The sequence below is a fragment of the Pseudomonadota bacterium genome, assembly GCA_011049115.1.
Lineage (GTDB): Bacteria > Desulfobacterota > Anaeroferrophillalia > Anaeroferrophillales > Tharpellaceae > DSCM01.
Map to the genome: position 1 here is coordinate 39,393 of DSCM01000113.1, position 20,955 is coordinate 60,347.

Consider the following 20,955-nt stretch of genomic DNA (forward strand, 5'->3'; position numbering starts at 1 on the left):
CACCTTTCCGGCCAACCCTCAGCCCGGTTAGCATTTGCATGAATGCAATGAGCGACCAGATTCCGGCCTTAATTATCATCGTCCCTCTTCTCGGGGCCTTTTTGACCCCGGTCATCGGCTGGCGTTTCCCCTCCCTGTGCCGGCCCTGGGCCTTGACCGTTCTCACCATGCCCCTGGGAGCAGCCATCGTCTCATTGCTTCAAGTTCTCTCCCACGGTCCTTTTGGTTACAATGTCGGCGGCTGGGCTCCGCCCTGGGGAATAGAATATCGCTTCGACCACCTGAGTACGCTGATGCTGATCCTGGTCGCCGCTATCGGCCTCTTGGCGGCGGTTTACGCCAAAACCGGAATCAGCCTCGACCTGAAGGGTAAAGAGACCCATTTTTACACCCTGCTGTTACTCCAGATCACCGGATTACTGGGCATTGTCATTACCGGTGATCTTTTCAACATTTTTGTTTTTCTGGAAATCTCCTCGCTTTCCGGCTACGGCCTCATCGCTCACGGCGAGGATGGGGCTCCGATGGCGACCTTCAATTATATCATCATCGGCACCATCGGCGCGAGTTTTTACCTGCTTGGCGTGGGCTATCTCTATATGGTGACCGGCTCCCTCAATATCGCCGACCTGGCGCAACTTCTGCCCGAGCTCTACCACTCCAAGGTACTGCTCGTCGGTTTCGCCTTTTTCACTACCGGAATCGCGATTAAAATGGGGCTGTTTCCACTGCACACCTGGATGCCGGATGCCTACACCACGGCCCCCTCGCCGGTCAGTGCCCTGATCGCCCCGCTGATGACCAAGGTTGCAGCCTACTTGCTGATTCGCATCATGTTTACGCTGTTTCAACCGGATTTCGCGGTTTCAGTGATTCCAACAGCGACGATTCTAGGCTGGATGGCCGTAGTTGCCATCATTGTCGGCGGCATCAAGGCGCTGGCCCAGACCGACATCAAACGCATGGTCACCTATATCATGATTGCCGAAGTCGGATATATCGTCATGGGCATCAGCGTCATGAACCGCCCCGGCCTCACTGGAGCCATTCTTCATATTGTCAATGACGCCTGGATGGTTTTTTCCCTGTTCATGATCATCGGCGCCATCTCCGGCAAGGGCCACGGCCGGGAAATCAATCACCTGCTGCATCTAAATCAGAAGATGCCGCTGACCATGGCGGCTTTCGTGATCACCGCCCTTTCGATGTGCGGCCTTCCGCCGGCCTGCGGTTTTTTCAGCAAATGGTATCTGATCATGGGTACGATTAAAGCCGGACAGTGGGTGTTCGCGGTCACCCTGCTGGGCAGCAGTCTGATCAATGCGGTCCTTTTCTTCCGCATCATCGAAAAGGCCTACCTGAAACCCTTTATCCCGGGGGAAGGTCACGGCCCGACCGCAGAGCATACGGAAGGCGCCGCAATCCGCGACGAAGCGCCCGCAAGCATGTTGATTCCGATTCTGCTTACGGCCGCGATCATCATTCTCCTCGGCCCCTTGAGTGGGAAAATTATCGCCGGTGTCATTCAGCATGCGGTACCGACGGTTTTTTAAACAGCAGACGATAACCGCAACCGAAGAACGGGCCCGGAATACTCGGGTCCTGAAACTACTTTGAAGGATTTACACGGCATGGGTGAAGTGGTCTACTCGATAAAACCATGGCTGGCCGTCCTGGTTTCAATGGTTGCCGCCTTCCTGATCCTGTGGACCGGCGAACGGTCCCGCAATCTGCGGGAAGGCTGGACCATTCTCGCGGCCCTGATCAAATTCGGCCTGGTTTTTTCTCTGATTCAACCGGTGCTCGACGGCAAGACCATCGAATACACCCTACTGACCCTGACGCCCGGAGTCGCCCTGCAGTTTCGGGTTGACGCCTTCGGTCTGCTTTTCGGAGTGGTCGCCGCCACTTTATGGATCCCCACTTCCATTTACTCCATCGGCTACGTTAGAAGCCTCAACGAGCATGGGCAAAGCCGTTATTTCTTCAGCTTCGCGATGTGCCTGTCCGCAGCCATCGGCGTGGCGTTTGCCGGCAATCTTCTGACTCTGCTGATTTTTTACGAGATTCTGACCATCGCGACCTGGCCCCTGGTCATCCATCACGAGGATGAAAGCGCGGTCGTGGGCGGGCGCAAGTATCTGGTTTACACCCTGACCGCCGGCTGTCTGTTGCTACTGGCCACCGCCATTACCTACTCGTTGGCCGGGACCCTTGATTTCAGGGCCGGAGGTTTTCTCGCGGGCCATGCTGACCCCGGCCTGCTGATTATATTGCTAGCCTTGTTTATCGCCGGCTTCGGAGTAAAAGCCGGTATCATGCCTTTTCATGAATGGCTGCCGGCGGCCATGGTTGCTCCGACCCCGGTCAGCGCCCTACTGCATGCGGTCGCTGTGGTCAAGGCCGGGGTGTTCGGCTGTGTGCGGGTCATTCTTTATGTGTTCGGGCCGAACCTGCTCCACGATCTCGGCCTCGGCACGATTCTGGCCGGTGTGGTCGCCTTCACCGTAGTCGTCGCCGGCCTGCTCGCCCTGGGTCAGGACCATCTCAAACGCCGACTCGCCTTTTCCACCATCAACAATCTGGCCCTGATCATTCTGGGAGTCAGCCTGCTCAACCAGCAGGCTATGACCGGGGGCATGCTTCATATTGCCAACCACGCTTTCATGAAAATCACCCTTTTCTTCTGCGCCGGGGCCATCTACGCCAAAACCAAGAAGGATCACGTCAGCCAGCTCGACGGTCTCGGCCGCCAGATGCCCTTTACCTTCGCCGCCTTTACCATCGCCGCCATGGGCCTTTCCGGAATTCCGCCGGTCAACGGTTTTATCAGTAAATGGTTTCTCTGCCTGGGTGCGGTAGAGACCCATCACCTGATTTTTCTTTTTGTCATCCTGACCAGCGCCATGCTTGATGTCGCCTTCTTTTTCCCGATAGTCTATAACGGCTATTTTAAAAAACCGCTGCCCGACGTCGCTCCCGGCATCGACGAAGCCCCGCTCCTCATGGTCATACCACTGTGTCTGACCGCTCTTTTTTCTATAGTTTTTGGAATTATGCCGAATGCCTTTCTCAATTTTCTCAATCTTGTCCAGCTGGCCGTTGGCAAGGTCCTTGGAGGTTAAGTTGAAAACCAATTTACAACGCCTGTTACTGGCCGCCATAGTCGCGGTTTTTTTCCTGGGCCTGGCGTTCCCCAATCCACACCCTCATTTCTGGTGGCAGAAACTGCCGGTTTTTGATATGTTTTTCGGCTTTTTCGGCGCCATTCTGATAATCGTCTTCGCTAAATGGCTGGGTCACAACTGGCTTTTAAAGGACCAGAGCTTCTACGATCATGATTAACCTGCCGCCCGCTTTTATCTATATCATCGGCGCGCTGCTGCTGCCTCTTATTCGCGTGCGCCGTCTACAGCAATTGCTGGCCCTGTTGCTTCCCCTGGCGGCCCTGGCCGTCATTCTGCGCATGCCGGAAGGCGTTTACTGGCAAATCCACTTTCTCGGTTATGAACTGATTCTGGGCCGGGTTGACAAGCTGAGCCTGCTGTTTGCTTATATATTTGTCATTATTTCCTTTGTCAGCATGGTCTACGCCATTCACATCAAGGAAATAGGACAGCACGTCGCGGCCTATTTCTACGTCGGCAGCACCCTCGGCGTGGTATTTGCCGGCGATCTCTTCTCCCTCTTTTTCTTCTGGGAAATCATGGCTGCGGCCTCGGTTTTTCTGATCTGGTACAACCAAACCGAAACCTCTCTGCAAGCCGGTTTCCGTTACGCCCTGGTCCACCTTTTCGGTGGCGCAATCCTGTTGGGCGGCATTGTCATGCAGGTTTCCAACACCGGCTCCATCGCTTTTAATCCTTTTGATCCAAGCACCCTGGCTGCCAAGTTCATTCTCTTCGGCTTCCTCGTCAATGCCGCGGTCCCGCCGCTGCACGCCTGGCTGCCCGATGCCTATCCGGAAGCCACCATCACCGGCAGTGTTTTCATGACCGCCTTTACCACCAAAAGCGCGGTCTACGTTCTGGCCCGTTCCTTCGCCGGAACCGAAATTCTGGTCTGGCTGGGGGCCATCATGACCCTCTACGGGGTTGTCTACGCGGTCATTGAAAAAGACCTGCGCCGGCTCCTGGCCTACCATATCGTCAGCCAGGTCGGATACATGGTATGTGCCGTCGGACTCGGTTCCGAGATGGCCCTGAACGGAGCCGGGGCCCATGCCTTCTGCCACATTCTCTACAAGGCCCTGCTTTTCATGGGCATGGGCGCGGTGATCATGGTCACCGGCCGCCGGAACCTGCTTGACCTCAAAGGACGTGCTCTCTACCGCAAGATGCCACTAACCCTGATGCTCTACATGGTGGGGGCCTTTTCCATCTCGGCGGTGCCGCTGTTCAACGGCTTTGTCAGCAAAACCATGATTGTCGCGGCCGCTGGTTATGCCCATCGTCCGCTCATTGAACTGATGCTGCACCTGGCTTCGGTAGGTACATTTTTGAGTGTCGGTCTGAAACTGCCCTGGGGGGTCTGGTTCGGGCAGCCCGACGGCAGCGAAGATATCATTGCCGAGGTCAAGGAACCGCCCCTCAACATGCAGCTGGGGATGGCCCTGGCCGCCGGGTTATGCATTATTACCGGAATTTTTCCGCAGTTACTCTACCGACTGCTGCCCTATGAAGTCCATTTTCATCCTTATGCGCCAAGCCATGTCGTCGCCTCTCTGCAGCTTCTCCTGCTGACCTTGGCCGCCTTCTGCCTTTATCGAAACAGGCTCTTAGCCGGCAAAAAAGCCATCTCGCTCGACACCGACTGGTTTTACCGGGTTTTCGGCAAGGCCGTCCGGCTATTCTGCACCTACCCCCTCAACCGTCTCCGCAACCAGATTCAGACCGCTTTTGCCGAACGGGTTAAAACCTCAGCCCAGCTCAGCCACCATCCTTACGCCCTGCTGGAAATTATCTGGTATACGATCATTGGCCAGGAAAAAGCCATGCGCGAACTGCTGCAACGCCGCTACGACGAAAATCACTATCGCCTGCCAGTCGGCATCGGGGTCGGCATCTCTTTGATTTTTCTCTTCCTTTACGCTCTGGTCTACATGCGGGTCGCGGGTTGACAACCAAACCGCGAGAAAAGGCTTGGTTGTCAAGTTCAATTCCGACAGAAACTATACGATAATCCCGCCGGAATTATTTGTCAGAGGGGCAAGCACCCCCAAACAATTCAATTTGCCCCCGTTTAAAAATCAGGGGATAGAGTTTTTTGGTCAGTTCACCATCGGTTGCAGCTGTCGTCAAACCTGAAACCAGAGGCAGATCGCGGCAAACGGCCAGAAGCTGCCGCCAGGCTTCCGCATCGGACCGTCCTCCTTCAAGGTCCAAAGCCAGACGACGCAGCAGCATGATGGTGTCATAACCAAGCACCTCCAGCAAGCCTGGAGTTTCCTCCGGGTAAAGCGCGGAGAAGCTATCCAGAAAGGAGCCCAGATCAGCGGTTTTTCCTTGACGGTCGGCAAAAAAGGCATCGACAAAGATGGCGCCTTCACCATATTCACCCACCGTCTGCAAAAGATCTTCGCTGTTCCAGTAGCGCCCGCCTAGAAGAAACATCTCTTCAAGATCGTAGAAAGCCAGTTGAGGAATCAGTAATTTTAACGTCTGCTCCCGATCGGGAATGACAATCGCCTCGAAATCACAGGCCAGCAAAGGCCGGGGCATGATTTCTGTTTTTTCGTCAAACAAGGCCGCTTCTTCTTCCCAAAGACCGATCTCCCGAGCCAGGCCAACAAGCTGATCAACCGCCGCATTTTCCTTTTCAGGGCTTTTTACTTCAGCCCTGCGTTCCTTCAACCAGGCCTCGTACTCACTGCGTTGTTCCTTGAAACGACGATAGACCTCATTACCGATCAATTCCCGTATCGCCGGGCCGAAATCCGGACGACCGGCATCATAAAAGACCTGCCTGACAACTTCCCCTCCCCAGACGCCGACCCAATGGCTGAAAACTTCCGCAAAGGTCCGCCCATAGGGGTTACGCGGCGCCAGAATCGCAAAAGACCCGATTCCCATACGACTCATGGCCACTTCCGCCAAAGCTTGAGCCTGGTTGTGGATCGTCGGGTAATGCAAAAAAACATTCGGATAACGATCCAGATCCCGCAACAGAGGACTCAAACTGACCATCGTCACCCCGAGACTCTGAGCTTCCACAGCCGCATAATTTGCCGCTTTGCCGGTATAGGGTCCAAGTAACAGACAGACCCCCTTTTCTTCAACCAGATAGCGAACTCCAGCACGTGCACGCTCACTTTCACCGGCGGTATCGTAAAGCAGCAAACGCATTCGGGGTAAGTTTCCCGACAAAAACCGAGCCTCCTCCGGCAAAACTGACGTTGCCGCCGCCAGGCTTGCGAAGGTTGGCCTGGTTTCCGAATTCATGTTCTCCGCCCCAGTGGAACCCCCGGCCAAGGACCGCGCGGCCGGCGACAGGGTGTTCTCAGGATAAACAGCTAGGGCCAGTTCCATACCGCGCAGCAGGCTTTGGCCGGCCTCGGCATTTGAACCGCTCAAGGGCAAAAGACAGCCGACGGTCAGCATCGCGCTGCTGCCGTCAGCCTGCTCCTGAAGCAAATAATCCTGAGCCGCGTTCCTGACCTCATCCGCGATGCCCTCAACACAAGCCGAGCTCAGCCTCTCGGCCAGGTCAAAAAGCAGGCGCCGATCCGCCGGAGTCAAGCGGTTCGCGGGACGCTGTTCAAGCCGGCGGAAAGATTCGGCCGCCAAGTAGCAGGCAAGCCCCTTTTCGCTTTCCATCCGCCACCAGTCGTGCAGTTCACCCTCATCAAGCTTAGTCAGAAGTCTGGAGTAGAGTTCCGCTAGCACCGGATCCGGCGACCGCAGATAACGCTCCCGCAAAACCCGAACGGCCCCGGAATAATCGCCCAGACATTCCAGCTGTTCAATCTGTTTCAGCCAAAGTGCTGTCGGCTCTGAAATCTGCAGGGTCGCAGGACGCCGCAAACCTCCTGCGCCAGCACGATCATCCGAAGCGCCTTTTTCCGGAAAGTCGGCGCAGGCCGACAGAAAGATTAAACTGAAAAAAAAGCTCAGATAAATAAAGGTTTTCTTCATAGGCTTTCCCGTGTCGATATGCGCTTTTGACAAAACAATTCAGAAACCTCGTGGATCATGACGATATCATGAACATATTAAGGCGGCTTCCGTCAACAAAAAACTCCGGTTCCGGGAAACAAACAAGCGAAATAAAATCCAAATCCTTTTTGACAAGTTACGGTAAAACATGCGATATACTGGCTTTACAGTTCAGAATAAATTTTACCCTCGGCAAAACCATCGGCCTGCAAGCCGGCCTACAGCTCAGGGCCGCACCCGACAGCCATCAGAAGGTCGCGCATAAGGGCTCTGATCCGCGGGTTGCAGGGTTAAAAACCTGAAAGACATCATAATTACTGAATTGAACCTCTTTAAACCATTACGAGGAGAAATCATGTCCCCTGAAAAAATCGATCTAGGTACGGTCAAACACGTTGCCACTCTCGCCCGCATTGAGATGGATGAAAGTGAAATGCTAAGATATGGCGCCCAACTGAACGCCATTCTGGGCTATGTCGAAAAGCTCCAGGAACTGGACACCTCCACGGTTCCGGCCATGGCCCATGTATCGGCCACGGCCACCCCGCTGCGCGAGGATGTCCTACGAGAGGGACTGGGCGAAAGGATCTTGAACCATGCCCCGGCCCGGGAAGATAACTTCTTTGCCGTTCCCCAAGTCATTGAGTAAACCAGCCAGGCACTCAGCCGACGGACAACATATGAAACCTTTCCAGACCATTAACTGGTTCAAGGCAGGTGATTTCCTGCGCCTGCTCGATCAACGGCGACTACCGCATAAAAAAATCTATCTTGATTGCAGCAAACTTGAACAGGTCTGCGAGGCAATTGAAACCCTGGCCGTGCGGGGAGCGCCGGCAATCGGGGTCGCCAGCGCCTATGGCGTCGTCGTTGGCGTACAGGAAATAATCAACCAGAATCGAAGGTTAGGGCAAGATGAATTTGAAGCCATTCTGAGGCGGCTAGCCGCGACCCGGCCGACCGCGGTCAACCTCTTCTGGGCTTTGGCACGCATGAGGAAAATCGGCCGGAACTATCTGGCCGCGGCCCCTTCAGACCTCAACGGCCTGAAGGAACGCCTCCTCGAGGAAGCCGCAATGATTTATGCCGAGGACGAGCAGGCCCACCGCCGCCTGGGTGAAATCGGAGCCGCTCTGATTCCGGATGGGGCACGGGTTCTGACGCACTGCAATGCCGGAGCGCTGGCCTGCGCCGCCTACGGCACCGCCCTGGGAGTGTTACGTACGGCCTGGACTGCCGGGAAAAGATTTCAGGTCTACGCCGATGAAACCCGGCCGCTCCTGCAAGGCTCCCGCCTGACGGCCTGGGAATTACAGCAAGACGGCATTCCGGTTACGCTGATTTGCGACAACATGGCAGCCCACTGCATGCGCCAGGGAAGAATCGATCTGGTCATCGTTGGCGCCGATCGCATCGCCGCCAACGGCGATACCGCCAACAAGATCGGCACTTACGGGGTCTCCCTGGCGGCGAAAGCTCACAACCTGCCTTTTTATATAGCGGCCCCGACCACCACCATAGATTTTTCCCTGGCTGACGGCAGCCGGATTCCGATCGAAGAACGCGACCCCGACGAAGTCCGCCGTTGCGGTGGAAAAAGAATGGCACCGGCCGGCGTCGCGGTTTACAACCCCGCTTTTGACATCACCCCGGCGAGCTTGATTACGGCGATTATCACTGAACGCGGCCTCGTCACCCCCGACCGGCTCGCGGATTTGCAATCGTCTTCCTAACCCCGCTTCGACAGGCCCGACATAAAAACAGAGGGCAACCATTGACCGTCGTTTTGATTAACCCCGGGCGCGGCAGCTTTTCATCGAGCTTCTGATCTTAGCTTTGGTCTTCCACGCTAAATCAAATACCATAAAGTTTATTCCTGCGGCTCGATTCTGACCTTGGCTTTACCCTCTTTGCCGCCGAAAACCTCGGCCTGACTCTGATCCAGATAAACCACTACGCGCTCCCCGGCAACCCGGTTCTCGCCCTGCCACATCACCGGATTACCGGTCAGGGTCACCTTTCTCTCGGCCTGAAGCAGCTCCGCGCGCTCGCAGGTAACAAATTTATCGGCCTGATTGAGCTTGACATCACCAACCGCCACGGCGCGAATCAGCTTACGCGTCTGCATATCAAAATAATTGACCACCTTGTCGGCGTAGAGCACCATATCCTTCTGTTTGGCGATAACCTTGCCGCCAAAAGTGATAATACCCTGCTGACGGTCGGCCTCGGTCCAGTCTGAAATGATTTCGAGGGGCTCGTCCCGGGTTTCGAGATGCGTCGGAGGCCGCAAGTCAGGAACCGTACCCTTCGGCGCAGGGCCCTGAAAAGTAAGCGCGGGATCGGAAACCTTTGCCGCGCCGGGCGAGGCCTTTTTACCGTCGGAGTGGGCAAAAGAACGCGGCTGATACAGTGACGCAAAGGTCACCTCCTCCGCCTGGGCCGCGGCCGCCGGCCGCGGCCCTCTCAGCAGGGAAAAAAGTCTGGGCGAGTAATTTTCCGGGGCAAAGGAGGTGGTCAGATAGCCATCGCCGATATCTGAATCATGCACGATAAAATAATCCCGCGCCATGAACAACAGGGGTAAGCCCGGTCCTTTTCCCTCCTCCAGACGTGACCGGGCTTCGGCCGTGTAGGGGCTCTCGGGGAAAGCCCGGGTCAGGGTCAGCAGCGCACGCTGCCCGGCCTCAAGCTCGCCCCGATTAAGATTGGCCAAGCCCAGATAATACAGCACCTTGTCGTCAATATAGCCAGGGTAGTTCTGCAGCAGGTATTCAAACCGCTTGATGGCCGAATGAAACTTGCCGCTCTTATAGTAATAAAAACCAACATAAAATTCCCGCTTGGCAAAACGTCGCTTGCAATCGTTAATCCGCTGGATGATTTTCGCCGTGTAAGGCGGATGATCGGGATAACGGGACAAGGCTTCCTGAAAAGTTTCAAGTGCCTGGCGCAGGGCCTCAAGATCGAGATCAATGGTTTTCGAGGTCACATAATGGCTCATCCCAACCTGATAAAAAGCGTAGGGGGCCCGGGGATGATCGGCATTAAAATTGATAAAATCGTTATAGGTTCGAGCCGCTTCCTCAAGTTCTTTCCGGCAATAAGCAATATCCGCCGTCCGCAACAGGGCCAACCTGGCCTCCTCGGTGTCGGGAAAATCATTCTGCAGGTTCTGAAAAAGCTCCAGCGCCCGGCTGTAACTTTTTTTCTGAAACGCTTTTTCCGCCTCCTGGTAGAGGAATTGGGCATTTCCGGAAGCCGTCGTCCGGCGCGAAGCGCAGGCCGCGCTCAGTCCGAAAAGCAGAAGAAAGATTAAAAGAAGCCGGGCCGGCGCCCAAAAACACCGGCGGGCTAAGTTTTTTCCGTAATCCTGACGCATCGCTGGGGGATATTCCTTGATTTAATAAAATGATTCGGTTAGTTTCAACTCTTTTGACGATACGGAACCACGACCGGCACCGCACCCGGCCGCCATAATCAACCAGCAGCACCCCTTATTATAGTTAGATAACTATGTCAACGCCAAAACCAATAGATCCCAACCAGGTGTACGCCCTGGTCGCCAATCCTAAAGGGGAAATCTTCGACCATCCCACCTGGCTCATGCTGGGGGGAAGCGGTCGCCAGACCCGCCGTCCGCAAGCTGCAGAATTGATCCCCCTGCCCCCCGGCAGCCGCCTGTTCTTTTTCCCCGGCTGTCAGACCCTGGGTTTTGACCCGAGTTCCGACCGCCAGGACCCGATCATCCGGCTGGACGGGGTCGGCAACCGCGGCCTGCAAGGGGTTGCTGCGTTTCTGCCCCCGGCCTACAGCCGCTTGTTACTGCCCGCGGTTGCTTATCACGACAAGAACTATACCCTGCCGCTCTGGTCCTACACCGCGGTCGGCTGGTCCGACGAGCACGGTTATGTCACCACCGCCTGCCGCGTGGATGAAAACCGGCAATGGGAACCAGAGTATTTTGATGACCGGGAGGTCGTGGCCGGGGTTGATAAAAAGCTTGAAAGCTATCCGCATAACCGCCTGATCAAACATCTGCGCGGCTGCGCCCTCGATAACCACTGCTTCGCGGCCAAGAACTTTTTTTTAGAACGCTGGGAATGTCCTCTGCCGGTCTCGCCCACCTGCAACGCCAACTGTATCGGCTGTCTTTCCTTTCAGGATGAAATGGCGATCAGCAAAGGCGAGAGCTGTCCGGCCTCACATGAAAGAATCAATTTTGTCCCGAGCCTGAACGAACTGCTTGAAGTCGCCCTGCCGCACATTTCCGTGGCCGAAAACCCGGTATTGAGTTTCGGCCAGGGCTGCGAGGGAGATCCGATCCTTCAGGCCGGACGCATCTGCGAGTTCGCCCGGGCGGTCCGCCGGGAAACCAACGCCGGAACCCTTAACGTCAACACCAATGCCAGTCTGCCGCTGGAAGTCCGCGCTCTAGCCGAAGCCGGCATGGATGCCATTCGGGTCAGCCTGAACTCGGCGCGCGAGGCCACCTATCTGCCCTATTACCGACCGCGAAACTACGCTTTCAAAGATGTCATGCGTTCCCTGGAAGAGGCTAAAAGCGGCGGCCTGCATCTGGCGATCAACCTGCTGGTCATGCCCGGAGTCACGGACAGCGCCCGTGAGGTCGAGGCCCTGATGCAAATGATTGAGCGCTACGCCATCGACCAGGTTCAGATGCGCAATCTCTGTATTGATCCGCGTCAGTACCTGGACCTCTTCGATGATGATTTCGCCGGGGCGATCGGCATTCACGAACTGCTGCAAAGGCTCAAAAAAACCTTTCCCCTGCTTCATATCGGCTACTTCAACCGTTTTCTGGGATAAGATCCCGCCTGACATGAAAAAGATTATCGCCAGCGAAAAAAAACCGATTAAACTCTGGCTTGAGGATATTGAACCGCAGGCCCTGGCCCAGGCCCGCAACCTGGCCAACCTTCCCTTTATCTTTTCTCATGTAGCGATCATGCCGGACGCTCATGTCGGTTACGGCATGCCGATCGGCGGCGTCCTGGCCACCACCGGCGTGGTCATCCCCAACGCCGTTGGCGTTGATATCGGCTGCGGCATGGGCGCCGTCAAAACCTCGCTGCGCCAGCTCTCCAGCGAAACCCTGCAAGCCACCCTCGCGGAAATCAGAAAGAGGGTGCCGGTCGGCTCCAAACACCATCAGCGCCGTCAGGACGCGGCCCTGATGCCGCAACCGCCGCCGGGTTTTCGCCTCAAGCATCTGCCCGTTATTAGCCGGGAATACGAAAACGCCCGAACGCAGCTCGGCACCCTGGGCGGAGGGAATCATTTTATTGAGATACAGAAAGGCAGCGACGGTTTTATCTGGCTGATGCTGCACTCCGGCAGCCGCAATCTCGGATTCAAGGTCGCCAACCACTATAACCAGCTGGCGATCAAGATCAATCAGCGCCTGGGTTCCGCCATCCCCAGCGCCTGGCAGCTCGCTTTTCTCGAACTGGAAAGCGAGGCCGGACGCAATTATCTGGCCGAGATGAATTATTGCGTCGCCTTCGCCTACGCCAACCGCCTGTTAATGATGGCGCAAATCCAGGAGGCTCTGCGGAACCTACAGCCGCAGACAACCTTTGCCGAGCTCATCAATATCGCCCACAACTATGCCGCCCGGGAAAAACACTTCGGTCACGAGGTCATGGTCCACCGTAAAGGCGCGACCCGGGCTCGGGTCGATGAAATCGGCATTGTTCCCGGATCCCAGGGCAGCCCCAGCTATATCGTCAAGGGCCTGGGCAACCCCGAAAGTTTCCTCTCCTGCGCCCATGGCGCCGGCCGCGTCATGGGCCGCAAGGAAGCGCAACGCCGGCTCAATTTCGATGGGGAAAGAAAAAAACTCGAAGACCAGGGCATTATTCACTCTCTGCGCCGCCCCCTGGACCTGGACGAAGCCGCCGGCGCCTATAAAAATATCGACCAGGTTCTCGATAATCAGAAAGACCTGGTCGAGGTTCTGGTCGAATTGCGCCCCCTGGCGGTCATCAAAGGTTAAACGGCACCAACCGCAGGCAGCGCCTGAACATAAAGTAAAGGTCGAACCAAACCCGATCTCATGCTAAGAAGCCAACCGCCAAGCTAATCATCTATACATCGATTGACGCCAGACGCAGGACCTTTCTTTTCCCGTTTGATCTTCTCCTTGGTCAGTTATTTAAAATCATGCGCCCCATCACCCGTTTAAATCTCCTCGCGATTCTGGCCACCAGCAGTTTTCTGGCGATCAGCCTGAGCTATGTTTTTATTTTCCTGCCGCTGCAAAACTACCAAAACCAACTGCAGGAATATCACGATACGCAACTGAGCGCTCGAAAAGAACAAATCACTCAGGAAGTCAGAAACCGCATCAAGGCCCTGCACGACAAACGCCGGGAGCTGCCCCGGCAAACTAGCCGCATGCTCAGATACCGGGCCGGCATCATCGCCGGTTTTATCGATCTGCAATTCCGGCAGGGCCTGAATGAAGACGAAATCCTCACCGCCCTGACCTCCCTGGCGCGCCTGACCCCCTGGGCTGAAGAAAACTCCGAGTATTTCATTCTGGACCAAAAAACCAGGTTTCGGCTGCACAGCCGTTACCCGGAACTCAAAGGACAAAACCTTCAATCCTGCATGGAAAGCAACCCCCTGACGAAAAATCTGGTTGAACAAATATTGAGCTGCACCGGAGTGCACGAATGCCGCCTGCCCTGCCTGGATTGCCGTCAGCCCGATCAATCCGAGCACCTGGCCGTGGTCTGTCCGATCGCGGCCGCCGACTGGTTTGTCGTCACCTACAAAAGCGCGGACATTATTGAACAGGAGTTGCAACGCCAGACCCTGCGGGAGTTAGCCGAAAAGCGTTTCGGAGAAATGAATTCCGGCTATTTTTTTGTTCTCGACCGTGAAGGCCGGCCCCTGATGCGCGGAGTCCTGGACCAGCCCTTTAATCACGACCTCTCACCCTTGCCCATAAATCCCGGAATGGAGAAGACCGCCCGACAGCTGGTGGACTGCGCCGCAAGCGGTAAAGGAATCTGCTTTTATCGCCATCCCAATCCAAACAAGACCGACCTCTATTATGAAGACAAGGTCGCCTATGTTGAACTTTTTCCGCCCTGGCAATGGACGATCGGCACCGGACTGTATATCAGCGAGTTCGAACAAAGTTTTGCCGCGCAGAAACAAAAACTAAAAAACACCACCTGGCAGAATGCCCGGCTGGGCCTGCTGCTGCTCGGCCTTAATTTATTGTTCAACCTGCTGGTTTTTCTCTTGACAACCCGCCATATCAAGCAGCTGGAAAACAACAGCCGACATCACCTGCGAGAACTGGAGCAGTACAAAACCATTCTCGACCTTTCCTGCCTGGTCTCCAAGAGTGATCTCGAGGGCAACATAACTTACGCCAACCAGGCCCTGCTGAAAGTCTCCGGCTACAGCTGGGAGGAAATCAATGGGCGGCCGCATAATATCTTCCGTCACCCGAGCGTACCGAAAGCGGTGTTCAAGAATCTCTGGGAAACCATCGAGCAGGGCAAGGTCTGGCGCGGCACCGGCAAGAACCGCAGCAAACACGGCTCCGCCTACATCACCGACATCGTCATCGCCCCCCTTCGCGATGAGCGCGGCCGCATCGTTGAATATCTGGCCGCCCGCCACGACATCACCGAATTACTGGAAAGCCGGGAAAAACTCAAGCTCGCCTTCGCCACCGACAACCTGACCTCTCTCGGCAGCCGCTATAAACTCCTGCAGAATATCGCGGACCACCCCGGCAACAAAGAACTGATGCTTTTCGACATCAACGGCTTTCATGACCTCAATCATGATCTCGGCAATGCGGCCGCAGACCAGATCCTGAAATGGGTGGCGGAGCAACTCGTTAACATCTTCCATGAAAAACATTACCAGCACTATCGCCTGCAGGCCGATACCTTTGCCGTCCTGAGCGATCCCCCGGCAACCGACAAAAACCTGGAACGCAGCTACCATTTTCTCGATTTTTTCACCAAACATCCATGTCAGACCGCCTCCTCCAAAACCATTTATATAAGTTTCTGCTGCGGGTTGGCGCTCGCCGACAAAAATCTTCTCTGCTGCGCCGACATCGCCTTGAAAAAAGCGAAAAAGGCCAATACCGCCCTGGTCCGCTATTCAATCGAGCTGGATAACGAACATCTGAGCCGCAGTTACTGGCTCAATGAGGTTTTACAGGCTCTGCGCGATCAACGGCTGGTGCCCTACTATCAGCCAATTGTCGACCTGCGCAGCGGGGCGGTCTTAAAGTATGAAGCCCTGATGCGCCTGCTGGATGAAAAAGGCCGGGCCGTCCCTCCGCATGAGTTCCTGCCCATCATGAAACAGACCCACCATTACGCCTACATGACCATGACCATCATCGACCAGGCCTGCGCCTGTTTTCAACAACGCCGGGACGCGGTTTCAATCAACCTCTCGGTCGACGATCTGCTGCGCCCGGAAACCGTGGCACTCCTGCTCACCACGGCCAGACAAAAGGACATCATCAAACGACTGACGATCGAGATCGTCGAGACCGAGAACATTCAGAACTATGAAAACGCCATGCAGGCGCTGGATCTTTTACGCCAGGAGGGCATCACCATCGCGATCGATGACTTTGGTTCCGGTTACGCCAATTTCACCTATCTGACTGAGATGCGGGCCGACTATATCAAGCTGGATGGCTCCCTGGTCAGACAGGTCAACAATAGTCCCCAGATCCGCGAGCTGCTGGCTTCGATCATCAACTTCGCCCATCAGTCGCAAATGCTGGTAATCGCCGAGTTCGTTAGTTCCAGGGAGATTCTGAAAACCATGCTTGAGCTGGGCGCCGACTACGGCCAGGGCTATCTTTTCAGCCCGGCCTTGCCCGAAAACCAGCTGGCCGATCAGCAAAGATATGACCTTGACCTCTCTGAGCGCAGGGGCGCTTCAATTGAAGTCGCGAAAAACGGGAGGCCACGGTAACCGCTTCTAAGGCGAGGTGCCCGCAACCTGTGAGGCAGGCGGCGGCCACAGAAGTCGGACGCCGTGACGCTCGTCCGGCCTTGGCCGGGAAACTGTAAAGGGAACCAAACCGGTGGCGCGGGCGCGAAGCCAGTAAAATTATATTCCTTGACAAGCCGCCGGCAAAGGTGTACCTCGTCGCGCGTTCAGGCTGAGTCGGGAAAATTTCCATCTGCACAGACATTCACCGCGGGGGGCAGGTTCCAATGATCTGCCCCCCGCTCATTTTAAAAAACAAAGGCAAGGTAAGGTAACGAATCTTGAGCAACCGCAGCAACCTCAGAAATATCGCCATCATCGCCCATGTCGATCACGGCAAAACCACGCTGGTCGATCGTCTTCTGCAGCAATCCGGCACCCTGGGCCGACGCGACCGCGGCAAGGAACGCATCATGGACTCCAACGACCAGGAACGGGAACGGGGCATCACGATCCTCGCCAAGAGCACGGCGATCAGCTGGCATGATTACCATATCAACATCGTCGACACCCCCGGTCATGCCGACTTCGGCGGCGAGGTTGAACGCATTCTTTCCATGGTTGACTCGGTCCTTTTGCTGGTAGACGCCGTCGAGGGACCCATGCCGCAGACCCGTTTCGTCACCCAGAAAGCCTTTAAAGCGGGTCTGAATCCAATTGTCGTCATCAATAAAATCGACCGCGAGGAAGCACGGCCGGACTGGGTGGTGGATCAGGTTTTCGATCTTTTCGGCCGCCTGGGAGCAACCGATGAGCAACTTGATTTTCCCGTGGTCTACGCCTCGGCGGTGACCGGGGTCGCCGGTCTTGAAATGAATGCCCTGGCCTCAGACATGACCCCGCTCCTGCAGCTGATCGTCGACCGGGTCAAGCCTCCGGCGGTTGATCCCGACGGGCCGTTTCAGATGCAGATCTGCGCCCTTGATTACAGCAGTTATGTCGGGGTTATCGGGCTGGGACGAATTCAGCGCGGTCGGATTCAGGGCAATACCCCGATTGTCGTCATCGACCGCGACGGCGGTCGATGCAACGCCCGGATTCTCACGGTCATGGGGCACCTCGGCCTGGAACGCACCGAAATCAAGGAAGCCCTGGCCGGAGATATCATCAGTATCAGCGGGGTTGAGGGACTGCAGATCTCGGATACCCTCTGCGCCCCGGATCGCCCCGAGGCCCTGCCCCCGTTAAGCATCGACGAACCCACGGTCAGCATGACCTTTCAGGTTAACGACTCGCCCTTTGCCGGACTCGACGGCAAGTATGTCACCAGTCGCAATCTCAAGGATCGCCTCGAACGGGAACTGATTCATGACGTCGCTCTGCGGGTAGCGCCGGGCAACAGCCCGGATCGTTTTGTGGTTTCCGGCCGGGGTGAACTGCATCTTTCCGTCCTGATTGAAAAGATGCGCCGCGAAGGTTACGAGATGGGGGTTTCCCGACCGGAAGTCATCATTCGGGAGATTGACGGCATCAGACAAGAACCTTTTGAGATGCTGGTTATCGACTGCGAAGAGCAGCATCAGGGCGGAGTTATCGAAGCCCTGGGGCAGCGCAAGGCGGAACTGACCAATCTCAGACTCGACGACAAGGGTCGGGTGCGGCTTGATTTCACGGTCCCGTCACGCGGGCTGATCGGTTTTCGTTCCCAGTTCATGACCCTGACTTCGGGCAGCGGCATCATGAACCACATCTTCGACCATTACGGCCCGCGCCTGGCCGGCGAGCTGGGCAGCCGGAAAAACGGAGTGCTGGTCTCCATGCTGCAGGGCAAGGTGCTGGCCTATGCCCTCTTCAACCTGCAGGAACGCGGCCAGCTTCTAATCGGCCCCAACGTGCAGGTCTACGAGGGCCAGATCATCGGCATTCACTCCCGCGGCAACGACCTTGCCGTCAACCCGACCAAAGCCAAGCAGCTCACCAATATTCGAGCGGCGGGCTGCGATGAGAACATCATCCTGACTCCGCCGATCAACTTTTCCCTGGAACAGGCGCTGGAATTCATTGACGAAGATGAACTGGTCGAGGTCACTCCCAGCCAGATCCGCCTGCGCAAACGCATGCTCAAGGAAGTCGACCGCAAACGCGCCGGGCGCAAACGCGAAGCATAAAAAAAAGCCGGGGGAAACTCTTTTCCCCCGGCTTTTTTCAATTAAGGCAGCAGCTTAAAACGCCCTGGCGCTCTGGGGCCGGGAGGAGTTGTTTCCGGAAGCGGCTCGAGGCCTGCGTTCGCCACCCTGGCGCCGCGCATCGGAGCGGACGCGACCGGTCCCGGATTTAAATGAGGCTCCGCCTCCAGAGCGCTGCGGCCCCCGCCCGCGGAAACCAACCAAGGTTTCTTCGTTGACATCATCCGGGTTCTGCGCAAAACCTTCAATAACCTTCACCGTGATCTTGCGACCTAAAAGACGCTCAATCGGGCGCAGAAGTTTTTCCTCATCGGCGCTGACCAAAGAGACCGCCCGACCGCTGCAGCCGGCCCGGCCGGTGCGGCCGATACGATGAATATAGTCCTCGGCAACGTTGGGCAAATCAAAATTGACCACCTGGGGAAGCTGATCGATATCAAGACCACGGGCCGCGATATCGGTCGCCACCAGGATACGCAGACCACCTTTTTTGAACTCCGTCAGGGCCCGGGTTCTAGCCGCCTGACTTTTGTTCCCGTGAATCGCGGCGGCTCCGATGCCGTTGGTTTCGAGAAACAGGGCCAGACGATTGGCGCCGCGTTTGGTCCGGGTAAAAACCAAGGCCCGTTCCCAGGCTTCATCCCTGATCAGCTGCGCCAGCAGCTGCCGCTTGGCCTTGAGACCGACCGGATGAATTACCTGCTCAACCTTCTCCGCCGCCGTGTTGCGCCGGGCTACCTCGATCATTTCCGGCTGGTTCAGCAGGCCATCGGCCAACTGCCGGATGTCATCGGAATAGGTCGCCGAAAACAGCAGATTCTGTCTTTTAGCCGGCAACAGCTTAAGAATCTTTTTGATATCGTGAATAAAACCCATGTCAAGCATGCGGTCGGCTTCATCCAGAACCAGAATTTCAACCGCCGCAAGATCCAGGGTTTTCTGACCGACATGGTCGAGCAGGCGGCCCGGGGTCGCCACCAGGATATCGACGCCGCGGCGCAGTCCCTCAATCTGCGGATTGATCCCAACCCCGCCGAAAATAATCAGGGAACGCAACGCCAGATGCCGGCCGTAAATCGACATCGATTCCCCGACCTGGGCGGCAAGCTCGCGGGTCGGGGCCAGAACCAGGCAGCGAGGACGCCGGCCGACACTGCGGCTTCCTCCGAGAAGCTGCAGAATGGGCAAGGCAAAAGCGGCGGTTTTACCGGTTCCGGTCTGGGCGCCCCCCATCACATCACGGCCCTCAAGAATCACGGGAATAGCCCGTTCCTGAATCGGGGTCGGCACCGTATAACCCTGATCGGCAACCGCTTGTAACAATCCGGGTTCTAAACCCAGTTCAGCAAATAACATATAAATCCAACTCCAAAAATTCCTCCGCGCTCATTCGGCAAACAGCCCTTAATCTTTTGAAGAACCGCCCCGAATGCAGGATTGACAGATAATAAACAACGCCGCCGACCGAAACCAACCCGGCTCCGGTAACCGTAAAAGTGACAGAGATCGGAAACCCTGCTATCCATTTTACCAACCATAAAAAAAGACACCTGGGAGCAACTGAAAAGTCCTCTCAAGTGTCTTTTCATTTTCTGGTTTCTGCCGCCGAAAGCTCAAAATAACAACTGCGCGAGCAATTCTTCGCCTCCAGACGATGACTTATAACGTAAAGGCGCGGAAATGTCAACTCTTCATCCCGGCTCAGCTTTATCCAGAACCGGGAAAAAGCGGTTGACAGTTGCGACCGCCTCCTATAATTTAGAAGACAGGTAAGAACGCGCCAATACTTTCTTATCGCAAATAAAGATCGCTCCGCAAGCCTCAGGCACCAGTCTTGGAAGGAGTTCAAACATGAAATACGCACAGGATATCATGACCACCCCGGTAATTACGGCAACCCTGGACACAGGCATCAAGGAACTGGCAAAGTTGTTGGCCGACAAGCGCATCAGCGGCGTTCCGGTAGTCGACAAAGACGGCGCCTTATTGGGAATCGTGACTGAAACCGATCTTTTATTCACCGAAAAACCCATGCATATACCAACCTTTTTCACCATTCTGGACGCCGTGCTCTATTTTGAAAATCCCTTCAAAATGGACATGGAGCTAAAAAAACTGACCGCCAGCACCGTCGCCGACCTGTACAGCCGGGATTGCCTGACGGTCAGCCCCTCGACCCCGACCGGCGAGATCGCCGAGTTGATGCTTTCCCGAAAGATCAACCTGCTGCCGGTGATTGACAACCAACGCAAGGTTGTCGGCATCATCAGCCGAACCAACATGCTTTCCCTGATCTCCTGAGATCACTTGCCGCAGACGAAAAGCGATGACCCTCGGAGTTCTTCGTTATGACTGAAACGCGTCGCCGCGCCCTGCTTGAGACTGAGTGGCAGCCGGCAGGCCCTACAGACAAGCAGCTTGGCGACCGCCCCCATACCTGCATGATCATAAAAACCCTAACCATCTCATTCCGGCTGACAACCACCGCCCTCTGAGCCCTTTTCGCGCCCATGCTGTCCGCGAGTTGCCTCCCGGGGGAACTTAAGCCTATTGGACTCATACTCTTTTATCGAAGAACTGGGGTTACGTGTTTAGGACGAAGTTGATCGCCAGGTTGCCACCCCAGGTAGTCAGCGTGAACGCCTGACTTTCTGGGTAAGCCA

15 protein-coding genes are annotated in these 20,955 nt (G+C 55.9%); 11 read left to right on the plus strand and 4 right to left on the minus strand.

The annotated features are described in order from the left end of the window. Window positions 1-38: 38 nt before the first annotated feature. From ENN66_10140 to ENN66_10155, 4 genes are all read left to right on the plus strand, one after another. Window positions 39-1,553 (plus strand): monovalent cation/H+ antiporter subunit D family protein, encoded by a 1,515-nt coding sequence (locus tag ENN66_10140; GenBank protein HDS16940.1) that lies wholly within the window; start codon window positions 39-41, stop codon window positions 1,551-1,553. 78 nt (window positions 1,554-1,631) lie between these two features. Beyond that, entirely contained in the window at window positions 1,632-3,125 is a 1,494-nt protein-coding gene (locus ENN66_10145) for a monovalent cation/H+ antiporter subunit D family protein (GenBank protein HDS16941.1), read from the plus strand. A gap of 1 nt (window position 3,126) precedes the next feature. Then, window positions 3,127-3,345, plus strand: coding sequence for a hypothetical protein (locus tag ENN66_10150; GenBank protein ID HDS16942.1), 219 nt, complete (start codon window positions 3,127-3,129; stop codon window positions 3,343-3,345). After that, on the plus strand, window positions 3,338-5,119 hold the full coding sequence (locus ENN66_10155) for a Na(+)/H(+) antiporter subunit D (protein HDS16943.1): 1,782 nt from the start codon (window positions 3,338-3,340) through the stop codon (window positions 5,117-5,119). The genes ENN66_10150 and ENN66_10155 overlap by 8 nt, the downstream gene beginning before the upstream one ends. Window positions 5,120-5,192: 73 nt before the next feature. Here ENN66_10155 and ENN66_10160 read toward each other — a convergent pair whose 3' ends face one another. Continuing rightward, window positions 5,193-7,133 carry a hypothetical protein gene (locus tag ENN66_10160; GenBank protein ID HDS16944.1) on the minus strand — a complete coding sequence of 647 codons (1,941 nt, stop codon included), beginning with the start codon at window positions 7,131-7,133 and terminating at the stop codon, window positions 5,193-5,195. Between the two features lie 376 nt (window positions 7,134-7,509). Here ENN66_10160 and gatC point away from each other — a divergent pair, with 376 nt between their 5' ends. After that, entirely contained in the window at window positions 7,510-7,803 is a 294-nt protein-coding gene (gatC, locus tag ENN66_10165; protein HDS16945.1) for an Asp-tRNA(Asn)/Glu-tRNA(Gln) amidotransferase subunit GatC, read from the plus strand. 31 nt (window positions 7,804-7,834) lie between these two features. Next, complete coding sequence (gene mtnA, locus ENN66_10170; GenBank protein HDS16946.1) at window positions 7,835-8,887, plus strand: S-methyl-5-thioribose-1-phosphate isomerase; 1,053 nt, start codon at window positions 7,835-7,837, stop codon at window positions 8,885-8,887. 137 nt (window positions 8,888-9,024) lie between these two features. Here the strand turns inward: mtnA and ENN66_10175 are convergent, their stop codons facing one another. After that, entirely contained in the window at window positions 9,025-10,536 is a 1,512-nt protein-coding gene (locus ENN66_10175; protein HDS16947.1) for a tetratricopeptide repeat protein, read from the minus strand. 134 nt (window positions 10,537-10,670) lie between these two features. On the opposite strand from ENN66_10175, the gene ENN66_10180 reads away from it, so the two are divergent. From ENN66_10180 to typA, 4 genes are all read left to right on the plus strand, one after another. Beyond that, window positions 10,671-11,984 (plus strand): radical SAM protein, encoded by a 1,314-nt coding sequence (locus tag ENN66_10180; GenBank protein HDS16948.1) that lies wholly within the window; start codon window positions 10,671-10,673, stop codon window positions 11,982-11,984. A gap of 13 nt (window positions 11,985-11,997) precedes the next feature. Next, window positions 11,998-13,173 (plus strand): RtcB family protein, encoded by a 1,176-nt coding sequence (locus tag ENN66_10185; GenBank protein HDS16949.1) that lies wholly within the window; start codon window positions 11,998-12,000, stop codon window positions 13,171-13,173. A gap of 167 nt (window positions 13,174-13,340) precedes the next feature. Then, window positions 13,341-16,148, plus strand: a complete 2,808-nt coding sequence (locus ENN66_10190) for an EAL domain-containing protein (protein HDS16950.1) — start codon at window positions 13,341-13,343, stop codon at window positions 16,146-16,148. Between the two features lie 299 nt (window positions 16,149-16,447). After that, window positions 16,448-18,274, plus strand: coding sequence for a translational GTPase TypA (typA, locus tag ENN66_10195; GenBank protein HDS16951.1), 1,827 nt, complete (start codon window positions 16,448-16,450; stop codon window positions 18,272-18,274). 54 nt (window positions 18,275-18,328) lie between these two features. Here the strand turns inward: typA and ENN66_10200 are convergent, their stop codons facing one another. Then, window positions 18,329-19,648: a DEAD/DEAH box helicase gene (locus ENN66_10200; protein HDS16952.1), complete on the minus strand. Its 1,320-nt coding sequence runs from the start codon at window positions 19,646-19,648 to the stop codon at window positions 18,329-18,331. Window positions 19,649-20,143: 495 nt separating this feature from the next. On the opposite strand from ENN66_10200, the gene ENN66_10205 reads away from it, so the two are divergent. Beyond that, window positions 20,144-20,593 (plus strand): CBS domain-containing protein, encoded by a 450-nt coding sequence (locus tag ENN66_10205; GenBank protein HDS16953.1) that lies wholly within the window; start codon window positions 20,144-20,146, stop codon window positions 20,591-20,593. Between the two features lie 2 nt (window positions 20,594-20,595). Here the strand turns inward: ENN66_10205 and ENN66_10210 are convergent, their stop codons facing one another. Continuing rightward, the gene (locus ENN66_10210) at window positions 20,596-20,727 is read right to left on the minus strand and encodes a hypothetical protein (GenBank protein ID HDS16954.1); all 132 of its coding nucleotides are present in this window, start codon (window positions 20,725-20,727) and stop codon (window positions 20,596-20,598) included. Window positions 20,728-20,955: the final 228 nt, after the last annotated feature.